Origin of the sequence: Mesorhizobium sp. 1M-11, from assembly GCF_001303895.1 — a bacterium.
GTDB lineage: Bacteria > Pseudomonadota > Alphaproteobacteria > Rhizobiales > Rhizobiaceae > Mesorhizobium.
In genome coordinates this window covers 95,610-119,593 of sequence record NZ_LJSD01000038.1, presented here as the reverse complement: position 1 = coordinate 119,593, position 23,984 = coordinate 95,610, and the positions used below count along the sequence as shown (strand labels likewise).

The following is a 23,984-nucleotide window of genomic DNA, read 5'->3' as shown; positions in this document are numbered from 1 at the left end:
GCGCCGGCGCAATCAATGCGGACGGCAGTGCCGGCGGCGACGGCGGCGACGGTGGCACTCACGGCTACATCGGAGCGGCCTTGCCGGCATCCGACCTGACCGGCGACAATGGCGGCGACGGAGCTACCGGTAAGCTCGCAAGCGGCGCTGCGAATGCAGGCGGCGGCGGGGGCGGTGGCGCGGGTGGCTATGGCGCCGTCATCACCGGCGGCGGAACGGCCGAGGTCGCCAGCGGACAGACAATTCAGGGCGGCAACGGCGGCAAGGGCGGTTTTGGCGACACCACCGGCGGCGCGTCTTACGGTGAGGGTGGCGAGGGCGGCCTGGGGCTCTCCTTCAATGGCGACAGGCTGACGAATGCCGGCACGATCGGCGGCGGCAACGGTGAGACGGGTTACAAAGGCGGCGGTGGTGGCAGTGGCCTCAACTTCATCGGCAACGCTCTGACGAATGCCGGTACGATCGGTGGCGGCAATGGCGGAATGGGTCTCGACGCCTTCAGCGGCGACGGCGGTTATGGCATCAACTTTTCCGGCACCACGCTGACCAATACCGCGACCGGCATCGTCAAGGGCGGAAACGGCAATGGCGGCTTTAAGGAAAGCGGAGCGGGCGGTGCCGGCCTTGTCTTTTCCGGAGAAACGCTGACGAACGCCGGTGCGATCAGCGGCGGCAACGGCGGATTGCCCACTGTCTTTCACCGAGCCGGCGACGGCGGTGCGGGCCTTTCCTTCTCCGGTATCGTGCTGACGAACACCGGCACGATCAGTGGCGGCCTGGGTGCCGTGACGTCGGGCGGTGGCGGTGGTAGTGGCGGCAACGGCATCGATGCCAACGGCGATGTCGACAATCACGGAGCGATCCAGGGCGGCAACGGCGGCGACGGCGACAACCAGATGTTCGTCGACAATGTGGTCCACGGCGGCCTGGGCGGCACCGGTATGACCATTGGTGCCGGCATCTTGACGAACACGAACAACATCGTCGGCGGTAACGGCGGCCGGGGTGCCTCCGCTCCGACCTGGACAGCAGGCAACGGCGGCGCGGGCGGCGCGGGCGTGGACGGAAACGGCACCACCATCATCAACAACGGCACGATCGCCGGCGGCACCGGTGGCGTGCGTGGGACTGGCGCCGACGAGACGAACCTGCACGGCGCCGGCGGCGTGGGCATTTCCGGCTCAAACCTCACCGTTACCAACTCCGGTACGATCTCGGGCGGACTTGCCGGCGACGGCACGCGAGCGGACGCCATCGTCTTCACCGGCGGCACCAACCGGCTCGAACTGTGGAACAGCTCGATCATCAACGGCGCGGTCGATGCCACTGCCGGCACGGGCGACGTGCTGGCGCTCGGAGGCGCCACCAACGGCACCTTCGATGTTTCCGACCTGGAGGCGACGGCACAATATCGCGGCTTCGAGCACTACGAAAAGACCGGCACCAGCACCTGGACGCTGCAGGACGCCACGTCGACATCAACACCCTGGGTACTGAAGCAAGGCACGCTTTCCGTCGCATCGGACGTCAATCTTGGCGGTGGTGGCGGCGGCCTGACCTTCGACGGCGGCATCCTGCAGGTCACCGGCACCAGTTTCACCAACACGGCACGCGCCATCATCTGGGGCAATGACGGCGGCGGTTTCGATATCGTCGATGCCGGCAACAGCTTCACCCTGGCTCAGAACTGGAGCAATACGAACGGACATTTCTCCAAACGGGGCAACGGCACGCTGGTTCTGGAGGGCGATGTCGAGACCGCCGTCATGGATGTGACGGCAGGAACGCTGAAACTGGAGAATGGCGCAACATTTCGAGAACCGGTGCGCGCATTCGGCCCCGAAAACCTCATCGGCGGCACTTCCGGCGCGGCAGTGATCGTCAGCGGTGCGAGCGAACTCGAGTTCTCCACCACACTTTATGTCGCCAGGAATGCCGGCGAAACCGGCACCCTCAAGGTCACCGGAAGCGGTTCCCTCATAAAGGCGTACATGATGGGCATCGGCCGATATGGCGATGGCGAATTGATCGTAGAGGATCAGGGGAAGGTCGACACCCAATATTTGTATATCGCCTCAAGCGAATACGACACCACCAGCACGAACAGCAAAGCCACTGTCTCGGGCCTGGGATCGACGCTTGTTTCCGAGATAACGCAGGTCGGTGGCTACGGCGACGGAGCACACGGCTCGTTGACGATCATGAATGGCGCATCCCTGACTGCGACCTTTTTTGTCAATCTGGCAACCGAGAATCCAACAGGCACCGCCTCGCTGAATATCGGCGCCGCCAGCACCGATCCCGCCGATGCCGTCGCCGCTGGCCAAGTCGTCACCCCGACGGTGCAGTTCGGGGAAAACGGCGCCAGCCTCAACTTCAACCATACCGATGCCAACCACGAATTCGCCGCCGCATTGGCAAGCCGGAGCGCAGGAAAAGGGACGGTCAACCACTACAATGGCGTCACCAGCCTGACGGGCGACAGCACCGGCTTCTCGGGCAAGACGAATGTGCAAGGCGGAACGTTTCGCGCCAACGGTATCCTCGGCGGAACGATGACGGTGCATGCCGGCGGAACGCTGGGTGGCTCCGGTACGGTCGGCACGACGACCGTGGCCGCCGGTGGGCATATCGCGCCCGGCAACTCGATCGGCACGCTGACGGTCAATGGCGACCTCGCCCTCGCGGCTGGATCGGTCCTCGACTACGAGCTTGGCGGCCCGGGCGCCTCCGCCGCCTCGCCCGGCATGAGCGACGGCATTGCCGTCACCGGCAATCTGACGCTCAACGGCACGCTGAACCTGGCGCAGAGTGGCAACCCCGCCGATGGCGCAGCCGGCTTCGGCTACTACCGGCTGATGACCTATGGCGGCACGCTTTCCGGCACTGGCCTGACATTGGGAACCACGCCGGCACTTGCCGATCCCGCTCTCTACGAGATCCAGACCGGCGGCGGCAATGTCGATCTTCTCATCAGCGCCAATGGCGACGACACGCTGCAGCACTGGCAGGGCGGCGACGGCACCTGGAACGCCACCGACCTGAAATGGCTGAACCAGGGCAGCATCGTGCCCGACGACTGGGCGGGCAACCATGCGGTGTTCAAGAACGAGCCGGGCGGCTTTTCCGGCGGCACCATCGCCGTCGACGGCGCGCAAAGCTTCAAGGGCCTGCAGTTCGTCGACAGCGGTTATCGGCTGGAAGGCGCAGGTTCCCTCGTCGTCGACAATGCAGGCAGCGAAATCCGCGTGCTGGCCGGCGCGACGGCCACCATCGCCACGACGATCACCGGCACCGGTGGCCTGATCAAGACCCAGGGCGGCACGCTCGTGCTGCAGGGCAGCAACACCTATCTGCGCGGCACGCAGCTTCTGGGTGGCGTCGTTTCCGTGTCCTCGGATGCCAATCTCGGCGCGGCAGCCGGCACACTGACGTTCAACGGCGGCACCCTGCAGAATACGGCCGCGCTGCAGACGGCACGCGACGTGACGCTCGATGCCGGCGGCGGCACATTCCGCACCGATGCCCGGCTGCAGCTGAACGGCACCATTTCGGGCGACGGCGGCCTGACCAAGACGGGGACCGGCGGGTTGGTGCTTGCCAGCGCGAACACCTATTTTGGCGGCACGAAGGTCTTGGCCGGATATCTCAACGCGGCGACGACGGGCGCGCTCGGCAGCGGCCCGGTGACGGTTGCAGCGAACGGCGAACTTCGCTTCTCCAACGATGCAAGCGCCGGGAACCTGGCCATCGCCGTGGCGGGCCACATGCGCTTCGACGACAGGGCGTCGGCAGGGACAGCGACGATCATCGGCAATGGCGATATCAATTTCTACGGCGACAGCAGCGCCGGAACCGCGACCTTTTCCAACAGCGGCGCCGCCCTCTCCTTCAACGAGCGTTCTTCTGCCGGCGGCGCGACCATCTCAGCAGGCACCATCGGCTTTTTCGGCCAGGCCACGGCCGATGCCGCGACCATTGCCGTCAGCAGATCGGTCGACATTTCCAACCTCGCGACAGGCGGCATGACGATCGGCTCGCTCTCCGGCAATGGTGCGGTCATCCTCGGATCCAAGGCCCTGACGGTTGGCGGTCTGAACAAGGACGACGTCATCGGCGGCGTCATCGGAGGGGCGTTCGGCGGCAGCCTCACCAAGACGGGGACTGGCCGGCTCACGCTGACCGGCGAAAACACCTATACCGGCGGGACATCGGTCGAAGCCGGCACGCTGCAGATCGGCAATGGCGGTGCAACCGGCTCGGTCGTAGGCAATATCGAGGTTGCTTCGGCCGGCACGCTGGCCTTCAATCGCCAGGACAGCAGCGCCTTTGCCGGCACCCTCACCGGCAGCGGTACACTGACCAAGCTGGGCACCGGCATGCTGGAGCTGACGGGCCATTCCGCCACCTTCGCTGGCCGCACGACCGTCGATGCCGGAACGCTGGCGGTCAACGGCACACTCGGTGGCGTATTGGATATCAGGGCGGGCGGCCGGTTGCAGGGCACGGGCATGGTGGGCACCACTACGGTCGCGGACGGGGCGACCATTGCGCCCGGCAATTCGATCGGCACGCTCACGGTGAATGGCGACATCGGTTTCGCGGCCGGCTCGACTTTCGAGGTCGAGATCAATCCGGCGCTGCAAAGCGATCTGATCGACGCCAGCGGTACCGCGACGATCCGGGGCGGCACCGTGCACGCGGTCAAGGCCGGCGGAGTCTACACGCCGGGCAGCCGCTGGACGATCATCGGCGCGGATGGCGGCGTCACCGGCACATTCGACCATCTCACCCAGAACATGCCGTTCGTGAACCTGGCGCTCGCTTATGATGCCAACAAGGTCACCATCGACGCCACGCGCAATGCTGTGGCGTTCTGCGACGTCGCCCGGACACGCAACCAATGCGCCACGGGCGGCGGGGTGGAAAGCACCGGCGGCGGCAATCCCGTCTACGATGCCGTTGCTGCCGTCCCCGACGAAGACAGCGCCCGCAAGGCACTCGATGCGCTCTCCGGCGAAATCCACGCATCGGCGAAATCCGCGCTGATCGACGACAGCCATTTCGTGCGCGACGCCATCAACGACCGCCTGCGCGCGGCCTTCGATGGAACGGGTGTCTCCGCGGCCCCGGTGCTGGCCTATGGCGAAGGCGGACCGGCGTTGGCTGGCGCCGCCACCGACCGCTTTGCCGCCTGGGGCACGGCTTTCGGCTCATGGGGCAATTTCGACGGTGACGGCAATGCCGCCGGGCTGGATACATCCAGCGGCGGCTTCCTCACCGGTTTCGATGGATCGGTCAGCGACAGCGTTCGCCTCGGCGTCGCGACCGGTTACAGCCATACCAGCTTCAGCACCGAACGCGGCTCGGGTTCCAGCGACAACTACCATCTCGGCCTCTATGCCGGCACGCAGCGGGGCAATCTCGGCTTCCGTTCGGGGATTGCCTATACGTGGCACGACATCGAGACATCGCGCTCGATTTCCATTCCCGGTTTCGCCGACAGCGTCAGCAGCGAACGGGATGCCGGCACCTTCCAGGCTTTCGGCGAACTCGGCTACCGCATAGAAACGCCGGTCACCGCCTTCGAACCGTTTGCCAACCTCGCCTATGTCAACCTGCACAGCGACGGCTTTGCGGAAACAGGCGGCGCGGCAGCGCTCACCGGGCAGGGCGAAACAACCGACACCACCTTCACCACGTTGGGGCTGAGGGCCTCGACCGCCTTCCCGCTCGGTGCGACGAAGGCGACGGTGCGCGGCATGCTGGGCTGGCGCCACGCCTATGGCGCAGTGGCACCGGCCAGCACGCATACCTTTGCGACAGGTGACACCTTCACGATCATCGGTGTGCCGATCGCCAGGGATTCGGCCCTCGTCGAAGCCGGGCTCGACCTCGATCTGACCGACAGCGCAACGCTGGGCATCGCCTATCAGGGCCAGTTCGGATCCGGCGTCGCACAGAACGGCCTCACCGCAAGGTTCGCGGTAAGGTTCTGATCGGGAACCTCAGCGTGGAGCATTTTTCTCCGAAACGCGGAATTGCGCCAGGGTGCCGCGAGTGAGAAAGTTTGATTAGCCGGCTTGTCTTGGTGTTCCGAGGGTGGCTTGTTTCAAGCCCTCAGTTTTCTACGGAGTCGTCAATTTCGGCGCCTGTCTTCTCCTTGGCGGCGAGAGACCTGGATGCGGTGCGCAGCGGGTCCACCTCCGGGGCCGGCACAGAAACCTGTTCGGAGTCCGGAGGCATTATCCCAGGCAGGATGATCCGGATTTTACGAGAACTCATGTCATCTTCCTGCGTCGTGCCGACGGTTGCGGCAGGGGTCACTTCGCCGGCATAGGCGATCTCGGGGCGAGGACCCGGCACCGGCATGTTGACGTTTTTGTAGGTGGCCAGGGTCGTGGCGGCATTTGCCCGCACCAATGCCACCCTCCGGTGATAATCCCGAAAATCACAGGCCGCGAACTTTGCCGCATCCCTGTATCGGAAGGCGGAATGCAGGTTCTTGTACGGCAGCCCTTTCGACACGGAGACCATCTCCTCCGTTTCCTTGGCCGGATCGTCGAGCACATAGAGATCGATATTCTGCGTCCCGCAGATGTACTTGCACCGATCGAGCATGTTGGAGGCATAGTCAGTGCCGACGAATTGCGAATTGGATGCAGGGAAGTAGTAACCATCCTCCTGTCGCACACAGAAGAACATTTCTTTTTTCGACCCCCATGAGGGTTGCGTTGTCGATTGAGCCGGGCGGGACGTGCTCTCCCTGGCGGTCACTTTGGTCGCTTTCCGACTCGCAGAGCAACGCAAGCTGGAATATCTGGCCCGCAGCAATTCCAATCGTCCGGTCGACCCCGATCCCAACCTGCTCAGTTGCGACTGGATGCCTGCCTTGCGATTTGCCAGATCCCGACAGGCATTGAAAAGTCCGCTCATCGAATCCGAACTGCATCGACGCTGCTGCTCCAGCCTTCTGATTGCCGACAACTGCCGCATCAGCGGAAGCGCATCCGCACCGGAAACGGTCCGGTCGGCGGACCTGATCTGGCGTGCGATAACCGAGCAATCGTCAGCCTGGGCGAACGACCAGACGGCACACAATGGCAAGGCGAGAAGTACCGCAATGCCCATTTTGCGACATGAGAACAGATGGGCGAGAAACATCGAAACCTGAGACATGCCCGTACTCCACGCTGAAGGGCAAAAGATGCTCCTAGGAAGAACCGAGTTCGCTGGTGTTCGGTGTCCGCGAGCCGCCTTGCAGCTCCGACAAAATCCGGTCGGCATCCAATCCCGCCACGCATGCAGCCAGCATCAGCCGCAAATATCTGGGCGGATTGGGGTGATCGAGATGACGCAGGGCTGCGATTGGAAGATCCAGCCGCCGGGCAAGGTCCTGTTCCGAAACAGCAAGGGTGACTGTTGCTTGCCTGAGCAAGGCTCCGGCTTTCTTTCGCCTTCCTGCTCTAGGCACCGGAACATTCCCGGCCTGCCCTATTCCACGCGTACCCGAACAAGGTCTGCTTACAATGGATAAGTTGCTTCATCAGCCTTCTTTCGAAGCTTACCCACCCGCCCGGATGCTAAATTAGCTATAGGTGAAATACGTTTGCAACCATAAAAGACACGATTTGGACAAATTGTCGTTACCAAGTCGCCACAATTGATCAGCTACATCGGATCACACGGGGCGTTATCGTAGCCGGCAAACTGTTGTCGAGCTCGCGGCTTGCACGCTCGATATGGCGGCGCAGCAAGGCCTCCGCGAATTCGATGTCGCCGTCGCCCATCATCGCTGACGCGGCCAAAGAGAGGCAGCCGCGTCATCATTCCATTCAAAGATCGGATCAGGCCGGCTGCAGCGACAGGGTCGCGCGGTTGTAGCCGCGTATGACGTTGCGCACGGCCTCGACCATCAGGGCGTGCGGCGCCGCGCTGACCTTGCCTGCCGCGACCGCAGGATAGAGCGTTCCGAGATTCTGGCTGATCAACGTCTCTGGAATGGCGCGCCCTTCCAGCCGCTTGAGCAAGGCGTCAACGGCGGCCGAAGCCTCGGGATGCGGCCAGTAGTAGCGGATGCGGTCGCTGTAGGAAAAATGGCGCTGCAGGCGCAGCTCGTCGGCGTCGCCATGGTAATATTTCTCCCAGTTCTTCGGCTCGGCCAGGAGCAGTTTTTCCATCTTGCCGCGCAGGGTCTCCTCTTCCGGCAGGCGGTCGAGGAAAGCGGCGATCTGGTCGAGGCCGAACAGCGCCTCGCGCAGCGCGAAGGTGAGACCCGGACCGACCTTCAGGATCGCGAAGCCATCATGGACCAGGGCCGACAGCGCCTCCTGCGGCTGGTAGTCGGTCGAATGCGCCTCGAAGACGAATTGCGGCATCTGGCGAAGCACACCGCTGAGCTGGGTAGCCTTGGCGCTGTCATAGACGACGACATTCTCGTTGCCGAACTCGACGCCGGGCTGCACCACCACGCCGATGGCGCGGGCGAAGGCGTCCTGAAGGCCCAGTGCTGCGAAGGCGCGGCGATGCACCTCGACCGTCTCGATGGCGGCGGCCGGCGTGGTCAGCTCCAGATGATCGAGTGCTTCCATCGCGCCGCCCGGGATCGGCACCTCGGTGCCGATGATGTAGACCGGCAGGTCGTAGCCTGCCTCGGCCGCCGCCTTCTCCGAGACCTTGGCCAGGCGCGCGGCGCGCTCGGCCGTCACCGCATCCGGCAGCGCCACCGGTTCGCCGGCACAGCCCATCGAGGTGTCGAGGTGGATCTTGGTGAAGCCCGCGCGGACGAATGCATCCATCATGACGTCGGCGCGCTGCATCGCCTCATCGGCGGGCAGATGCTTCCAGGGATTGGGGCCGAGATGATCGCCGCCGAGGATCAGGCGGCTGGTGTCGAAGCCGAGGCGCCCGGCGATATCCTCGACAAATTGGCGGAAGTCGGCCGGCGTCATGCCGGTGTAGCCGCCTTCCTGGTTGACCTGGTTGCAGGTGGCTTCGATCAGCACATCCGTGCCGGTGGCGATGCCTTCCAGAAGGGCGGCCTCGATGACCAGCGGATGCGCCGAGCAGATCGAGGTGATGCCGCCGCGTTCGCCCCTCGCGTAACGGGCGGGCAGATCGGCGAGTGTCCTGGTGGCGCTCATGCCGCAACTCCTTGGCTGTTCAGGAATGTCTCGATCTCGGCCATGGTGGAGGTGCCCTCCATCGGCCCCTTGACGCTGACGGCGCGCGCGCCGGTGGCGTTGGCGATCGTCAGCGCCTTTCCGGGCGCCATGCCGCGCAGCCAGCAGGTGACGAAGGCCGCGCCGAAGCTGTCGCCGGCGCCGGTCGGGTCGACCTCCTCGACCTTGAAGGCTGGGGCGGAGACCTCACCGGTGCGGTCGAAATAGCTGGCGCCTTCCGCGCCGCGCTTGACGACGATGGCCTTGATGCCGCGATCGAGCAGTTCGGCGACGGCCGCCGCCTCTTCCGTCGCCCTGGTGAAGAGGAAGATCTCCGGGCCGCTCGGCATGAACAGGTCGGTGTTTTCGAGCGCATGGGCGAGGGCATCGCGCATGCCGGGCAACTCCAGCATCTCCTTGCGGATGTTGGGATCGAAGGAGACGGTGCCGCCCTTCGCCTTGATGCGCTGCGTCGCCTCGAAGATGGCCGAAACGATGCCGTCGAAGAACAGCGCCGAGCCCATGATGTGCAGGTGGTCGGCGCTGTCGATCAGCGTCTCGGCCTCCGGCGTCAGGCCGATGGCGCTGCAGGCGCTGTGGCGGATGTTGTAGATGAAGTCGCGGTTGCCGTCCGGACGGTAGCGCACGAAGGCACTGCCGGTGGCGGCCGTCGGATGGACGCCGATGGCCGAAACGTCTGCACCGTCGCGGCGCAGGCGTTCGACATTGAGTACGCCGAAATCATCATTGCCGACGGCGCTGACAATGCCGCAGGGCTGGCCGAGCTTGGCCACCTGGTCGATGAAGATCGCCGGCGCGCCGGACGCGAAGGGACCGATGAGCGAGATGGCAGTGGTGAACCCGTGCCCCGGCTCGACGGCCATGATCTCGACGACGATCTCGCCGATGGTGATGATCTTTTTCATGATTGCATTCCGATGGGGATCATTGCCGTCCGGTCCGGGCAGTTGCGTATGAGGTTGCCCCTCTCCGTCTCGGCTTCGCCGAGCCACCTCTCCCCGCCTTCGGCAGGGCGAGGAACCGCAGTTGCAACGTCGGCGCTTTTCCAGCCTGGGTTCCTCGCCCCCATGAAATGGGGGAGAGGTGGCACGCCCAAAGGGCGTGACGGAGAGGGGGAAACGGCTCAGAAGACGGCCACGAAGCAGTGACGGAGCGTGGGAACCTCAACGCGATGCCCCTTCCCTCAAGTCCGCGCCGACTTGCTGCGCACATCGAGCCAGACGGCGACGAGGATGACGACGCCCTTGACGATGAGCTGGTAGAAATAAGGCACCGACAGCATGTTCATGCCATTGTTGATGACGCCGATGATCAGCGCGCCGAGGATGGTGCCGACGATGGTGCCGACGCCGCCGGCCAGCGAAGTGCCGCCGAGGACCACTGCCGCGATGGCGTCGAGCTCGTAACCTGTGCCGGCGTTGGTCTGCGCCGACGACAGGCGTGAGGAGAGCAGCATGCCGCTGATCGCCGCCATCATGCCCGAGATGGTGAAGACGATGATCTTGATGCGGTCGACGCGGATACCGGAATAGATCGCCGCTTCCCTGTTGCCGCCGGTGAGATAGACCTGCCGCCCGAAGATCGTCTTGGACAGGATGATGTGGTTGACCACGAACAACACGGCCATGATCCAGATGATGATCGGGATGCCAAGCCAGCTTTCGCCGCCGATGGCCAGCCATGTGTCGTTCTCGATCATCGCCGGCGCGCCGTTGGTCGGCAGGCTGACCATGCCGCGGTAGATGCCCATCGTCGCCACCGTCACGATGAAGGAGGGCAGCATCAGCTTGGCCGACAGCGCGCCGTTGAGCGCGCCCATCAGCGCGCCAGCCGCCAGCGTCAGCGCCACCGCAGGCAGGAAGCCGAACCCCATGGCAAAGGCCTGCGCCGCCACCATGCCGGAGACGGCGATGATGGAGCCGATCGACAGGTCGATGTCGCCCAAAAGGATGACATAGGTCATGCCGTAGGCGGCGACCGCGATGACGGCCACCTGCTGCATGATGTTCATGAAGTTGTTGAAGGCCAGGAAGCGCGGGCTCATCACCGAGAACACGACGCAAAGCACCGCCAGCGAAATGATGATGCCGCCATACTGGCGCACCGTCGGCGACGCGAAGAAAGAGCGGCGGACCTCTGTGTCGGCGGCCTTCTTCTGGATGTCCTGAACATTGCTCATGCGTGTATCCCCGCTGCATAGGTCATGACGGTTTCGGGTGTGAGGCCGTCGGCTTCGAGCACGGCGGCGACTGTCTTGTTGTGCATCACCACGACGCGGTCGCTGAGGCCGAGAACCTCCGGAAGTTCGGAGGAGACCATCAGGATCGCGGTGCCGTTGGCGGCGAGCTCGCGGATGATGCGGTAGATCTCGAACTTGGCGCCGACGTCGACGCCGCGGGTCGGCTCGTCCAGGATCAGCACGCGCGGCTTGATCTGCAGCCATTTGGCCAGCACGATCTTCTGCTGGTTGCCACCGCTCAGTGAACCGGTTCTGGTGTCGATCGAAGCGGTCTTGATGGCGAGGCGCTTGACCTCGGCCCTGGCCGCTTCGCGCTCGGCGGAGGCCCGCATCAGGCCGAGCGGCCCGGAAAGCTGGCCGAGCCCGGCCATGTTGATGTTGCGCTCCACGCTGTGGAGCAGCACCAGGCCCTCTTCCTTGCGGTTTTCGGTGACGAAGGCGATGCCGCTGCGGATCGCCTGCGCGGCCGAACGGAAGGTCACCGGCTTGCCGTCGAGCCGGATTTCACCTTCTGGCTTGTACATGCCGAACAGCGCCTTCATGACGTCGGAGCGGCCCGAACCGACCAGCCCGAACAGGCCGACGACCTCGCCGGGTTTGACGTCGATCGAGACGTCGCGGAACTTGCCGGCAAAGCTGAGGTTCTTCGTCGCCAGCACCGGCGGCGTGTCGGCCGACGGCCGCGGTGCCTCTCGCGGCGGATAGATGTCGTTCATGGCGCGGCCGACCATCAGCGTGATCAGCCTGTCGATGCTGGTCTCGCTCTTCTGCGTCGTCATCACATATTCACCGTCGCGCATGACGGTGATGTCGTCGGAAAGCCGCATGATCTCTTCCATGCGGTGGGAGATGTAGATCACCGCCTTGCCCTGGCTTTTCAGCCGCTCGATGATCGTGAACAGGATCTCGGCCTCGCTGTCGGACAGCGACGAGGTCGGCTCGTCGAGGATGACGACGTCGGCCGGCAGGCTGAGGCCCTTGGCGATCTCGACCAGCTGGCGTTGCGCGATCGACAGGTCGCCGACCTTGGCGCGGACATCGACCGGCAGGCCGAGCTCGCGGATGAGCTGCTCGGCCGCCGCATTCAACGCACGGTCGCGGATGAAGCCGAAACGGCTCGGTTCGTGGCTCGCGAAAATGTTCTCAGCCACCGACAGGTTGCGGCTGAGGCTGAGCTCCTGGAAGACGATGGAGATGCCGTGCGCACGCGCGTCGCGCGGGTTGCGCGGCGTGTAGGCCTCGCCGTTCAGCACGATGCGGCCGGCAGTCGGCGTGAAGACGCCGGCGAGGATCTTCATCAAAGTGGATTTGCCGGCGCCGTTCTCGCCGAGCAGCGTGTGCACGCGTCCGCGCCGCACCGTGAGGTTCATACGCTTGAGCGCGGCAACCGGGCCGAAGGACTTGGCTATGTCGTGGATCTCGAGCACCACATCGCCCGAAGGATTCGAGGCAGCGGCATGCGGCGTCTGGCTGATGGCTGTCACGGATTGCTCCTCCATAGGACGGAATGCGATCGAGACGGCATTCCGCAGCATGCGCGAGCGTCGGCCGGCATCGCCGGAGAAAGGACGGCGGCGAGTTCCACCACCGTCCTTTGCCTTATCTTACTTGGTTTCGCCGTCCTTGGTGACGACGCCAGGAACGATCGGCTGCTTGGCCTCGACGGTCTCGCCCTTGATGACCTTGGCCGCAGTCTGGACCGCAACCTTGCCCATCTGGTCCGGGTACTGGGCGATGACGCCCACCATCACCGGGTCGTTCTTGACGGCATTGCGGGCTTCTTCCATGCCGTCGAAGCCGATCACCTTGACCTGCGAGTCGAGCTTGGCGGCCTTGACCGCGGCAGCGGCGGCGAGTGCGGCGTCGTCGCCGAAGCCGAAGATGCCGACGATGTCGGGATTGGCCTGCAGAATGTTCTGCGCAGCGGCGAGCGCTTCGGGACGGGTGATGCCCGGCTGCACCGCCACGATCTTGACGTCGGGATGCTTCTCCAGGCCCTTCTTGAAGCCTTCGACGCGGTCGACCACCGACTGCACGGTGGGATAGTCGATGACCGCGACATTGCCCTTGCCGCCGATCGACTTGGCCATCAGCTCGGCCGCCTTCTCGCCGCCGGCGAAATTGTCGGTGCCGACGAAAGAGGTGACATCGACATTGTTGGCGGGCACGTCGACGGTGATGACCTTGATGCCGGCCTTCTCGGCCTTGTTGATGGCCGCCTTCACGCCCTTGGAGTCCACCGGCGAGATGATGATGACGCTCACGCCCTTGGTGATGAAGTCCTCGACATCGGCGAGCTGCTTCGAGAGATCCTGGTTGGCGATGGCGATCTCGAGCGGCACCTTCTCGGCCTCCGCTTCCTTCTTCATCGCGTCGGCCAGCGAAATGTAGAACGGATGCTGCTGGGTCAGCAGCGATGCGCCGACGCCTTCGGCGGATGCGATGCCGGCCATCATGGCAAGAGCGGCACCCGACAGGAGAATACGGCCAAGCGTTTTGCGAAACATGAGTTCCTCCTTGGAGCCGGCATCGGCCAGCCCGTTGCTGATTAGAACGCGAACGAAGCGCCTCCCGCCTTGCGGACCAATATCGGCCGCCACCTCCGGGGCAGGAACTTCGGCCCGAAACCCGAGCCGCCATTCAGATGCCTCACTATCTCCTATGTGTCAACTTATTTTTTTACACGTGATAAAAACTTGCATAAACCAATAAATATGGCAACTATCGCATCAATTGAAACGCATCGCACAGGAAACGATCGTTTCGGAACGCCCAGCGACTTGCCTCGGTCAAAAAATAAATTTACGCATGGAAATAAATCGATTTATCCCGTTCGGGCGCGCCCGCAGGCCAGGAAGCCGAGCATGAACGAGCAGAAGATCCGGACCATGGAGGAGTTCGCGGCAGCCACCGGCCTGTCGCGCCCGACAGTCTCGAAGTATTTCGACAACCCCGACAACGTGAAACCATCCACCCGGGCGCGCATCGAGAAAGCGCTCAAGGACTACGACTACCGTCCCAACATCTTCGCCGTCAGCCTCAACCGCAAGCAGCCGAAGAACATCGGCGTGATCGTGCCGCACATCTCCGACCCCTTCTATGCCGAGGTCGTGCGCCAGATCGAAATGCGGTGCCTGGCCGAAGGCTATTGGGCGATCGTTCTGTCCTCGCATGGCGAACACAGGCTGGAGGCGCGCGCGATGCGCACCCTGATGTCGCTCAACATCGCGGGCGTGCTGATGGCGCCGCTCGGCTTCGAGACCGACGCCACGCTGCTCGCCAGCCTCGTCAGCACCATGCCGATCGTCTTCCTCGACAACCGGGTCAACACCGATCAGTCCTTCGTCGGCACCGACAACCGGCAGAGCATGGGCATGATCACCGAATATCTGTGCCGCACCGGCGAACATCCCTGCTTCCTGGAGATGCCGGCGGTGAACCAGAACGCGCTGGAGCGGCGCGCGGCCTATGTCGCCACCATGGAGCGGCTCGGCTTCGAACCCATCGTGCTGCCGACCTCGGCCAAGGGCTGGGAGTTCGAGGAACTCGGCTACCGCGAAGCCGGCCGCATCCTGGACGGCGGCGGTTTTCCGACCCGGACCGTGCTTTGCGCCAACGACCGCCTTGCTTTCGGGGTGATCGCTGCCGCCTTCGAGCGCAAAGTAAGGGTGGGCCGCGACGAAGGCTGCGAACTGCGCGTCGCCGGCCATGACGACCACCCTCTCAGCCGCTTCACCTGCCCGCCGCTGACGACCGTGGCGCAGGACTACCAGGGCATCGCCGCCGCCGGCGTCGACATGCTTTTCACCCGCATCGCCGGCGTTCCGGAAGCGCTCGCCGGCAAAGCTGAGGTCAAGCAGCTGGAAGCCAAGCTGATCATGCGCGGTTCGGCTTGAGCCTACCGCGAAGAGCGAGCCGACGATGCCCGTTCGACGAGCAGCGGCGCCGCAATCGGCTTCGGTGACGACGACCTTCCCTCGATCAAACCTGTGAGCATGTCGATGGCCGTCTCAGCCACCTGGTCGAGATGCAGATTGACCGCCGTCAGCTGCGGCGAGGCCAGTCTGGCGCGCATGCCGTCATAGCGGGTGGCGAGCCTGAGATCGTCCGGAACAGAAAGGCCAAGCGCGGCGGCGGCGCGCAACGCGCCAGCCGCGAAAGCGTCGACCGGCACGCAAAGCGCGCCGATATCGGGGGTCTGACGCAGGAACGCCTCGACGGCGACGGCAGCTTCGTCCTCGCCGCCGCGCTCGTCGATGCGCATCGCGGCCGGCGTAAAACCTTTTTCCGCACAAAAGGCAGCGTAGACGGCCTCCATCTCGATATAGGAGTTACGCCTCTGCGAGCCGGTGATCAGGCCGACGCGCTGGCCCTGCTGGCCGAGATGATCGAGCAGCAGGCGGGCGGTTTCCGCGCTGCGCAGGTCCACGGCGGGCAGATCGGGCCTGCCCGGCGCGCGGCCGATGGCGACCACCGGCACGGCCCTTTCGAAGAAGAAATCGAGCACGCTGTCGTCGAGCGCGGGTTCCACGACGATGGCGCCGTCGACGTCCAGCGCATCGAGTTGCGAGCCGCGCTCCAATGGCGGCACCAGGCACAAGGTCGTGTTGCGCGACAGCGCGGTGACCGCGGCCGAGGCTGCGATCTCCATGAGGAAGCCGAGCCGCGACGGACCCGCGGCGACGGCAAAGGGCATTGACGACACCAGCGCGACAGAGCCGCCGCCGCCGCTGCGCAGGCGGCGCGCGGTGGGGTTGGCCCGATAGCCCATTTCCTGCGCAAGCGCGACGATGCGTGCCTTGGTGTCGGGGTCGACATAACGCCGGCCGCTGAAGGCATGCGAGACGGTGGTAGGCGACACGCCCGCCGCCTGGGCCAGATGCACAATGGTCGGCCTGGTCATGTGCGCTCGTTCACCGGCATCGCGATCCCGTTCCTCGTCCCTCCCGCACACATACCACTCCCCCGCCCATAAGCAAAACGATTTGCACGGCGCCAGAATTATGATATTGGGCTCGTATGCAAAACGTTTTGCATACCGGCATGGAGGTGCCGGGAGGAGGAGAAACGATGACACAACAAAATGCCTGGACCGGGGATCCGGTCGATGAGGTGCTGCCGGCGCGCAACCTTCTGCTTTTCGGTTTCCAGCACGTGCTGGTGATGGCGGCATCGCCGATCACCGCCGTTTTCCTGGTCGGCAAGGCGCTGAATTTTTCCGACGCGGTGACGACGTCGCTGATCTGCGCAACGTTCCTGGTCTGCGGACTGGGATCGATCCTGCAGAGTTTCGGCCCCGCCGGGTTCGGCGCGCGGCTACCTTTCATCATGGTGCCCGGCGGCGCGCCGATCGCCATTTTCCTGGCGATCGCGCAGCAGACGGACGTGCAGACCGCCGTCGGCGCGGTGATCCTGACCGCCGCATTCTATTTCGTCGCCCTGCCCGTCTTCCGGCGGCTGCTGCGTTATTTTCCGCCGGTGGTGGTGGGAACGATGCTCCTGCTCGTTTCCATCAATCTGGTTAGGATCTATGGCGGCACCATCACCGGCAAACCTGGCAGCGAGGGCTTCGCCGATCCGGTCAATGTCGGACTGGCGCTGGCGACGATCGTGCTCACGGTCATCTTCGCACGCGTGTTCACCGGCACCTTGCGCCGCATCGCGGTCATGCTCGGGCTCATCGCCGGCTCGCTGCTCGCCTTCGCGCTCGGTCATATGAACGTGAGCGGCGTCCTGGATGGACCGGTGGTCGCACTGCCGCAGCTGATGCCGTTCGGCATGCCGAAATTCGACCTTTACGCGGCGCTGCCGCTGATCGTGTTTTCCATCATCTCGATGGCCGAGGCCACCGGCCAGACCATCGCGACGGCCGACATCGTCGGGCGCCGCGGCGATGCTCATGCCATCGTGCCTTCGACCATCCGTGGCGACGCGGTCGCCTCGCTGCTGGGCGGTCTGTTCGGCACCTCGCTCATCATCACCAGCGGTGAGAACGTCGGTATCGTGCGCGCCACCGGGGTGAAGTCGCGCTATGTCACCGCTACCGCCGGCGCCATCCTGGTGCTGATGGCGCTGTTCGCGCCGGTCGGCCGCCTGGCGACGGCGCTGCCCGGCCCGGTGGTCGGCGGAACAGCGGTGATCGTGTTCTCCATCATCGGCGTGATCGGCATCGATCTTCTGCGTCGTGTCGACCTGCGCGAACACGGGCCGATGGTCACGTTGGCATCAGCGCTTTCGATGGGCCTGCTGCCGATCCTGGTGCCCGGCGTCTACAGCCAGTTCCCGCAATGGGCGCAGATGATCCTCGGCAACGGGCTCGCCGCCGGCACCATCACCGCCGTCATCGTGAACGCGATGTTCGGGGCGACGTCGGGACAGGTTGATCCCTCAACGAAGGAGGCTGGCCGCGAGGCCGTGGCGGAATGAAGGAGAAGACCCAAGTGACTGCCCAAGTAGATGCCTTGCGCGATGCGCTCCACGGCAGAACCGAATTGCTGCTCCGCCCCGGACAGGTGCTTTTGCCCGAAGGACCGAAGAGCGGCATGGCTGTGGTCGTGCGCGACGGGCGCTTCGCCGAAGTCGATGTCGAGGAAATCGTGACCCGGCACAATCCGGGTCTGGTTCCGGTCGACCTGCCAGACCATCTCCTGATGCCGGGCTTCGTCGATGCCCACACCCATCTGACGCAATCGCTCGGCAAGTCGCTCGTCTTCGGTGAACCGTCCGAGATCTTCCGCCGCATCTGGGTGCCGCTCGAAGGCAGTCTCGACGAGCGCATGGTCTATCTTTCGGCCAAGCTTTCGGCACTCGAATGCCTGCGCGGCGGCTTCACCACCGCCGTCGATGCCGGCACCCGCTCGGCAGGCCAAACCGGAGCGCTGGCCCAGGCCGCGCGCGAGACCGGCCTGCGCAGCGTCGTCGGCTTCATCTGCAACGATCTCGGCGGAACCGCCGTGGTCGCGGATCGCGCTGCGATCCTGAAGAATGCGGCAGCCCATCTGGCCGCTTACGAGGCAGACGGGCTCGTCCATCCCGCGCTCGCCATCTCCATCCCCGAGGTCGCCAGCGACGGCATGCTGGCCGATATCTCCCGGATGGCCGCCGAAGCGGGCGCCATCTTCCAGACCCATGTCAACGAACATCTGGTCGCCGTCGAACGCTCGCTGGTGGCGAACGGGCGACGGCCGCTCGAACATCTCTCCCACGTCGGCGCGCTCGGCCCGCATGTGCTGATCGCGCATTCCACCCTGGTGACGCCGCATGAACTCAACCTGCTGCGCGACAGCGGCACTGCGGTCGCCTACAACCCGGTGGCGAGCCTCTGGAAGGGCAATGCCGCAGCACCAGCGCTGCAGATGGCCGCACTCGGCATTCGCTTCGGCCTCGGCACGGACGGCACCCGCGCCGACGGGTTCAGGCTCGCCGACGCCGCCGAGGGGTTGCAGCGCGCCTGCTTCGGCCTGGCCGCCGGCGATTCCTCTTGCGGCGGCGGCTGGCTGTGGCTCGACCGGGCGACGCGGGGCGCGGCCGATGTAGCCGGCTTGGCAACGACGACGGGCGCGATCCAGAAAGGCCTCGCGGCCGATTTCCTGCTCGTCGATCTCGACCGGCCTGAATTCACGCCGTCACACGACCTCACCTGGGAGCTCGTGCGTTACGGCAACCGCGACCAGATCGACGCAGTCTTCACCGCCGGGCGCCTGAGGCTCTGGCAGGGATGGCCGGTCGACTGGGATGCAAAGGCATTGCTTACCGAAGTTCGCGAAGTCGCGGCCGCAGCGATCGCCAGTGCCCCGATCCAGCGGGTGCATGCCGTGTCGCAGGATCACCAGGCCCTGGGGCACTATCGATGAGCCTCGGCCTCTTCGCTATCCTGAGCGCGGTCACGCTCGCCGCCGCATTCCTGCAGGGCGCTGTCGGCATCGGCTTCGCGCTCATCACCGCGCCGGTGCTGGGCATCCTACAACCCGAGCTGCTGCCGGTGACGCTGCTGCTCCTGATGCTGCCGCTGAACTTCCTCGTCGCCTGGCATGAACGGGGCGCCGTCGACTGGTCCGGCGCGAAGTGGATCACGGTCGGCCGCTTCGCCGGCACGTTCCTGGGCCTCTGGCTGCTCGCCGCGCTTTCGGCCGGGCAGCTCGATCAGGCCGTGGGCTGGTTCACCCTGCTGGCAGCGGTCGCCGCACTCGCAGCGCCGCCTTTCTCGCCGGGCCATCGCAGCGCGCTGGGCGCCGGCCTGTTCACCGGCGTGACCGAAACGGCAACAGGCATCGGCGGCCCGCCCCTGGCCCTGCTCTACCAGCATGCCAAGGGCCCGGTCCTGCGTTCGACGGTCGCCGTGTGTTTCTTTGTCGGCGAAGTGATGTCGCTGGTCGTGCTCGCCGTCGCCGGCCGCATCGCAACGCATCAGATCCTGGCCGCTCTCTACCTGATGCCGGCGGTGCTGATCGGAAGCGCGCTGTCGCGCATGACGCACCATATCATCAGCCCGAAGGCGCTGCGTCTCGGCGTACTGGTGTTTGCCCTGGTCAGCGGCTTGTTCCTGATCCTGAGATGAGGCTATTTTTCTCGAAGCGCATTGGCGAGAGGCTCGATATGTCGACGGGCGACCGTCGTCCTGCGGCCAGGTCAGAAAGGACCTTTCCGGCCATCGGGCCTGGGCCGAAGCCGTGACCGCTGAATCCCGTCGCAACGAGCAGGCCCGATACGCCATCGACGGCCCCCAGGGCTGGAATGACGTCCGGCATGACGTCGATGATCCCGGCCCACGACGTCTCGATCTCCAGACCGGCCAGCGCCGGAAACAGATCGGCAAATTCGCGACGCGCCTGCTCGACGCGAAAGGCCTCTGGCCGCGGGTGATCCCGGCTTGGTGGGAAATCGGCCAGCGGTGAAATTATCCTGCACGGCAGCAGCCGCTTCACCGGAGCAAGATAGTCAATGCGCGCCGCATCGGGATTGGACTTTCGCGTGGCCTCGTACCAGCGCATGTGACGCCAGGAATCCAGGCGCAGATCGTATTCGCCGCCCGCGACGGAAATCACATAGGCCCCGTTCACGTCCTGGCGGATGCCGGTCTGCTGGCCCGAGATACAGGCAGCTATGCGCTGATCGGGCGCGGCAACCGTCCGTGCGACCGTTGCCCGTATGAACTCCTGCGGCAGGTTCAATCCCACCTTGCGCAACAGGGCACCGCTACCGGCGCCGGCGGCAGTGATCACCGTATCTGCGCGATGGAGCCGGTCACCGATCTGAACGCCGTAGACCTTGCCGGTACTCACCTCGATGCGGTTGACGGGTTCGCCGAAGCTGACGGCTACGCCCAATCCGAGTGCGGCATCGAAAAAGGCACGCGTCGCTCGCGCGGGCTCGGCTTTCCCGTCGCTCGGCGTGTACATCGCCCCGACGACACCGCGACCGGTCGCCAGTTGCGGTAGCATGGCATGGGTTTGTTCTGTCGACAGCATGCGGGTATCGAGGCCGAACTCTTCGGCCGCCCGCCGTTGCCAGTCATGCCGTGAAACAAGGTCGGCATCGCTGAACGCGAGCGACAGGTTGCCGCCCTGCTGCCACCCAACCGGGCGCCCCAGCTCGGCTTCGATGCCTTCCCAGATGCGCAAGGCGCCGATCATCAGCGAAAGTTCGCGGAAATCCCGGTTCTGCTGGCGGACGAAACCCAGATTGCGACCGGATTGTGCCGATCCCGGCGCGTCCTGTTCCACGATCAGAACCCGCATACCGCTCAAAGCGGCGTAGTAGGCCGCCGAGCATCCGACGATACCCGCGCCAATGACGATCACATCCCAGTTGCGGGTGGATTGCGTTCCCATCGGCATGCCGTGTCACTGCACCCTGGAAAGGAACGCCCGGGTCCGTTCGAAAGCCGGACTGTCGAGGACCTCGGCAGGCTTGCCGCATTCGACGATCCTGCCTGCCTCCATGAAGGCGATGCGGTGGCAGACCTCGCGCGCGAACGACATTTCGTGCGTGACGACCATCATCGTCATGCCGTCGGAAGCGAGATCGCGCATCACATCGAGCACTTCGCCGACCAGTTCCGGATCGAGCGCGCTGGTCGGCTCGTCGAAGAGGATGACTTTCGGCTTCATGGCCAGCGCGCGGGCGATGGCGACGCGTTGCTGCTGCCCGCCGGAAAGCATGCGCGGGTAGTTGTTCATCTTGTCCGACAGCCCGACCCGGGTGAGCAGCTTGACCGCCTGCGCTTCGGCCTCCCGGCGTGGAATGCCCAGCACATGGACGGGCGCTTCCATCACATTCTCGAGCGCGGTCTTGTGGCCGAACAGGTTGAAATTCTGGAAGACCATCGCGATGCGGGCACGCTGCCTGGCAATCAGCTTCTCGGGCAATTCGTGGGCGAGATTGCCGACGCGCCTGTAGCCGATCAGCTCCCCATCCACCGTAATGCTGCCGCGTTCGATCCGCTCGAGGTGATTGACGCAGCGCAGAAGCGTCGACTTGCCGGACCCGGACGGTCCGATCAGGCTGATCACCTCGCCCGCGGCCACCGTGAGGTTGATATCGCGCAGGACGGAGAGGTCGCCGAAATTCTTGGACACCCGGTCGAACACTATCATGGGAGCACGCATGGCTGTGGTCTCTGGCAGGGAATGCATCATGTCGACACGTTTCGAGAGCGGGCGAAGTGCCGTTCGATCCGGCTTTGCAGCCAGCTCAGGATGGTCGTTGCCAGCAGGTACCACAGGCAGGCGACGATCAGCAGCGGAATGGTCTGGAAGTTGCGGGAGTAGATCGTCTGCGCCGAATAGAGCAGGTCCGAGAGCGAGATCACGCTGACCAGCGACGACGTCTTCAACATGCCGATCGTCTGGTTTCCCGTCGGCGGGATGATCACCGGCATGGCCTGCGGCAGGACGATGCGCCACAGCGCCTTTCTCGCCGTCATGCCCAGCGAAGTCGCGGCCTGGCGCTGGCCGGGGTCGACCGCAAGCAGGCCGCTGCGGATGATCTCGGACATGTAGGCACCCTCATTCAGACCCAGCCCCAGCACCGCTGCGGTGATCGGCGAGATGAGCGTGTTGGTGGGCACCGACACGCCCCAGGACGTGAAGGGTATGCCGATGGAAAGTTCGGGAAACAGCGCCCCCAGATTGTACCAGAAGATCAGCTGGACCAGCACCGGCGTGCCGCGGAAAAACCAGATATAGGCATTGGCCACGGTCGAGATCACGACGTTCCTGGACATCGCCATGACCGCGAAGACCGTCCCGAGCACGACGCCGATCGCCATCGTGACGAGCGTGAGCCAGAGGGTGAGATAAAGACCGGAGAGGATGCGGGCGTCGAACAGATATTCGCCGACGGTCGACCAGCCGAAGTTGGAATTTCCCGCGATGGAGACCAGGAAATAGACGACCGCCAGCGACAGCAGGACCGCGGCCACCCGGGTTCCCCAGGCGCGGGCGGGGACATAAGTCAGCATGGGTTCGTCCGGCTGTTGAGAGCCCGACGGCGCTCGATCATCTTGCATGGCTATGGACATGGTCGCTCGAGTGGTTTCGCAAGGACAGGGCCGACGGTGTTCCCGTCGGCCCCTCGACACTATTTCGCCGGCACGGTCTCAAGGTTGATGCCGGGCTCGTGTTCCATTGCCATGGGCGTGACGCTCCAGGTGGAATAGATCTTCTCATAGGTGCCGTCCGCACGGACCTCCTTGAGTGCAGCCAGCAACGCCTTGCCCAGGTCTTCTTCATTCTTGCGGAAGGCAATGCCGCTCGGCTTGCGCGGCAGGATGGGCATCGGCACGACCTTCACCGGGTTTGGCGCCGCCTTCTGGATCTCCTGGGCGGATGCCGCGGAAGTCAGCACGAAGTCGGTGCGCCCCGAATAGACGGAGAGAAGCGTGGCATCCGAAGTTCCGAATTCGGAGACCGTCGGCGCGGGCTTGCCGGCTTCGGTGCAGGCCGTCGCCAATTCCGCCGTGATCATTCCGACCCATTCGGTTCCGCTCTGCGCCGCGCCCTTCAGGCCGCATAGTGCCAGATGGTCGTTGATGTCCGCGCCCTTCGTCTCCAGCACATAGGCGGACGACGTCGTGTAGCCGTAGTCGACGAAGCTTACGACCGCCTGGCGCTCGGCATTGTCGGTGATGCCTTCCATGGAGACATCCCAGCGGCCGGACTGAACGCCCGGGATCATCGAGTCGAACGACACCGATGTCACGTTCATCTTCACTTTCAGGCGCTCGGCGAGCGCGTTCCACAGATCGACCTCGAAGCCGACCATCTTCCCGGAATCGTCGATATACTGGAACGGCGGATACTTGGCGTCCGTCACCAGGTTGATGACGCCGGCGTCACGATATTTCTTGGGCAGGAGGTCGGCAGCGCCCTCCGCCTTGGCGGCGCCTGCTGCCAGCATCAATCCCGAAGCGGCTATCGCGAAACTGGCTGCGGTTTTGCTGCGCCAGCATTCATTGCTCTTCTTCATTACCAGTCTCCCATTGTTGTTATGGCCCCGCCTGCCGGTTCGCAGCCGGGATCTTCTTCATTCGGTCCGGCTCCCTGCGGCTGCCGGACCCGTCG

General features: G+C 64.6%; 16 protein-coding genes. 5 read left to right on the top strand and 11 right to left on the bottom strand.

The annotated features are described in order from the left end of the window. Positions 1–80: 80 nt before the first annotated feature. On the top strand, positions 81–5,999 hold the full coding sequence (locus AO692_RS33890) for an autotransporter domain-containing protein (RefSeq protein WP_210168301.1): 5,919 nt from the start codon (positions 81–83) through the stop codon (positions 5,997–5,999). 121 nt (positions 6,000–6,120) lie between these two features. On the opposite strand, the gene AO692_RS32315 is transcribed toward AO692_RS33890, so the two are convergent. From AO692_RS32315 to AO692_RS17480, 6 genes are all read right to left on the bottom strand, one after another. Next, a complete protein-coding gene (locus AO692_RS32315) occupies positions 6,121–7,179 on the bottom strand; it encodes a DUF2865 domain-containing protein (protein ID WP_161808082.1) in 1,059 nt (352 codons plus the stop codon). Between the two features lie 668 nt (positions 7,180–7,847). Continuing rightward, complete coding sequence (locus AO692_RS17500; protein WP_054311326.1) at positions 7,848–9,143, bottom strand: D-tagatose-bisphosphate aldolase, class II, non-catalytic subunit; 1,296 nt, start codon at positions 9,141–9,143, stop codon at positions 7,848–7,850. Next, positions 9,140–10,087 carry a sugar kinase gene (locus AO692_RS17495; protein ID WP_054311325.1) on the bottom strand — a complete coding sequence of 316 codons (948 nt, stop codon included), beginning with the start codon at positions 10,085–10,087 and terminating at the stop codon, positions 9,140–9,142. The genes AO692_RS17500 and AO692_RS17495 overlap by 4 nt, the downstream gene beginning before the upstream one ends. A 278-nt stretch (positions 10,088–10,365) precedes the next feature. After that, positions 10,366–11,361 (bottom strand): ribose ABC transporter permease, encoded by a 996-nt coding sequence (locus AO692_RS17490; protein WP_054311324.1) that lies wholly within the window; start codon positions 11,359–11,361, stop codon positions 10,366–10,368. After that, entirely contained in the window at positions 11,358–12,905 is a 1,548-nt protein-coding gene (locus AO692_RS17485; RefSeq protein ID WP_244483392.1) for a sugar ABC transporter ATP-binding protein, read from the bottom strand. The genes AO692_RS17490 and AO692_RS17485 overlap by 4 nt, the downstream gene beginning before the upstream one ends. 120 nt (positions 12,906–13,025) lie before the next feature. Further along, entirely contained in the window at positions 13,026–13,928 is a 903-nt protein-coding gene (locus tag AO692_RS17480; RefSeq protein ID WP_054311347.1) for a substrate-binding domain-containing protein, read from the bottom strand. A gap of 357 nt (positions 13,929–14,285) precedes the next feature. Here AO692_RS17480 and AO692_RS17475 point away from each other — a divergent pair, with 357 nt between their 5' ends. After that, a complete protein-coding gene (locus AO692_RS17475; protein ID WP_054311323.1) occupies positions 14,286–15,317 on the top strand; it encodes a LacI family DNA-binding transcriptional regulator in 1,032 nt (343 codons plus the stop codon). Between the two features lie 2 nt (positions 15,318–15,319). Here AO692_RS17475 and AO692_RS17470 read toward each other — a convergent pair whose 3' ends face one another. Beyond that, on the bottom strand, positions 15,320–16,324 hold the full coding sequence (locus AO692_RS17470) for a LacI family DNA-binding transcriptional regulator (RefSeq protein ID WP_054311322.1): 1,005 nt from the start codon (positions 16,322–16,324) through the stop codon (positions 15,320–15,322). A gap of 167 nt (positions 16,325–16,491) precedes the next feature. Here AO692_RS17470 and AO692_RS17465 point away from each other — a divergent pair, with 167 nt between their 5' ends. The 3 genes from AO692_RS17465 to AO692_RS17455 are packed head-to-tail and all read left to right on the top strand — an operon-like array spanning position 16,492 to position 19,978. Then, positions 16,492–17,847, top strand: coding sequence for a uracil-xanthine permease family protein (locus AO692_RS17465; RefSeq protein WP_054311321.1), 1,356 nt, complete (start codon positions 16,492–16,494; stop codon positions 17,845–17,847). 14 nt (positions 17,848–17,861) lie between these two features. Further along, on the top strand, positions 17,862–19,274 hold the full coding sequence (locus tag AO692_RS17460) for an amidohydrolase family protein (RefSeq protein WP_244483391.1): 1,413 nt from the start codon (positions 17,862–17,864) through the stop codon (positions 19,272–19,274). Then, positions 19,271–19,978 carry a sulfite exporter TauE/SafE family protein gene (locus AO692_RS17455; protein WP_054311319.1) on the top strand — a complete coding sequence of 236 codons (708 nt, stop codon included), beginning with the start codon at positions 19,271–19,273 and terminating at the stop codon, positions 19,976–19,978. The genes AO692_RS17460 and AO692_RS17455 overlap by 4 nt, the downstream gene beginning before the upstream one ends. Here the strand turns inward: AO692_RS17455 and AO692_RS17450 are convergent. The 4 genes from AO692_RS17450 to AO692_RS17435 form a co-directional block, all read right to left on the bottom strand. Further along, complete coding sequence (locus AO692_RS17450) at positions 19,950–21,251, bottom strand: FAD-binding oxidoreductase (RefSeq protein ID WP_054311346.1); 1,302 nt, start codon at positions 21,249–21,251, stop codon at positions 19,950–19,952. The two genes, AO692_RS17455 and AO692_RS17450, sit on opposite strands and share 29 nt — an antisense overlap. A 12-nt stretch (positions 21,252–21,263) precedes the next feature. Continuing rightward, a complete protein-coding gene (locus tag AO692_RS17445) occupies positions 21,264–22,028 on the bottom strand; it encodes an amino acid ABC transporter ATP-binding protein (RefSeq protein ID WP_054311345.1) in 765 nt (254 codons plus the stop codon). Between the two features lie 26 nt (positions 22,029–22,054). Then, positions 22,055–22,882: an amino acid ABC transporter permease gene (locus AO692_RS17440; protein ID WP_161808081.1), complete on the bottom strand. Its 828-nt coding sequence runs from the start codon at positions 22,880–22,882 to the stop codon at positions 22,055–22,057. 119 nt (positions 22,883–23,001) lie between these two features. Then, complete coding sequence (locus AO692_RS17435; RefSeq protein ID WP_054311318.1) at positions 23,002–23,889, bottom strand: ABC transporter substrate-binding protein; 888 nt, start codon at positions 23,887–23,889, stop codon at positions 23,002–23,004. Positions 23,890–23,984 lie beyond the last annotated feature (95 nt).

What these genes read in the sequence shown, in the direction of transcription:
- AO692_RS17480 (WP_054311347.1), bottom strand. Translation starts at nt 13,928, where the DNA reads ATGTTTCGCAAAACGCTTGGCCGTATTCTCCTGTCGGGTGCCGCTCTT.
- AO692_RS17470 (WP_054311322.1), bottom strand. Translation starts at nt 16,324, where the DNA reads ATGACCAGGCCGACCATTGTGCATCTGGCCCAGGCGGCGGGCGTGTCG.
- AO692_RS17450 (WP_054311346.1), bottom strand. Translation starts at nt 21,251, where the DNA reads ATGGGAACGCAATCCACCCGCAACTGGGATGTGATCGTCATTGGCGCG.
- AO692_RS17500 (WP_054311326.1), bottom strand. Translation starts at nt 9,143, where the DNA reads ATGAGCGCCACCAGGACACTCGCCGATCTGCCCGCCCGTTACGCGAGG.
- AO692_RS17435 (WP_054311318.1), bottom strand. Translation starts at nt 23,889, where the DNA reads ATGAAGAAGAGCAATGAATGCTGGCGCAGCAAAACCGCAGCCAGTTTC.
- AO692_RS17465 (WP_054311321.1), top strand. Translation starts at nt 16,492, where the DNA reads ATGACACAACAAAATGCCTGGACCGGGGATCCGGTCGATGAGGTGCTG.
- AO692_RS17490 (WP_054311324.1), bottom strand. Translation starts at nt 11,361, where the DNA reads ATGAGCAATGTTCAGGACATCCAGAAGAAGGCCGCCGACACAGAGGTC.
- AO692_RS17440 (WP_161808081.1), bottom strand. Translation starts at nt 22,882, where the DNA reads ATGCTGACTTATGTCCCCGCCCGCGCCTGGGGAACCCGGGTGGCCGCG.
- AO692_RS17455 (WP_054311319.1), top strand. Translation starts at nt 19,271, where the DNA reads ATGAGCCTCGGCCTCTTCGCTATCCTGAGCGCGGTCACGCTCGCCGCC.
- AO692_RS17445 (WP_054311345.1), bottom strand. Translation starts at nt 22,028, where the DNA reads ATGCGTGCTCCCATGATAGTGTTCGACCGGGTGTCCAAGAATTTCGGC.
- AO692_RS32315 (WP_161808082.1), bottom strand. Translation starts at nt 7,179, where the DNA reads ATGTCTCAGGTTTCGATGTTTCTCGCCCATCTGTTCTCATGTCGCAAA.
- AO692_RS17495 (WP_054311325.1), bottom strand. Translation starts at nt 10,087, where the DNA reads ATGAAAAAGATCATCACCATCGGCGAGATCGTCGTCGAGATCATGGCC.
- AO692_RS17475 (WP_054311323.1), top strand. Translation starts at nt 14,286, where the DNA reads ATGAACGAGCAGAAGATCCGGACCATGGAGGAGTTCGCGGCAGCCACC.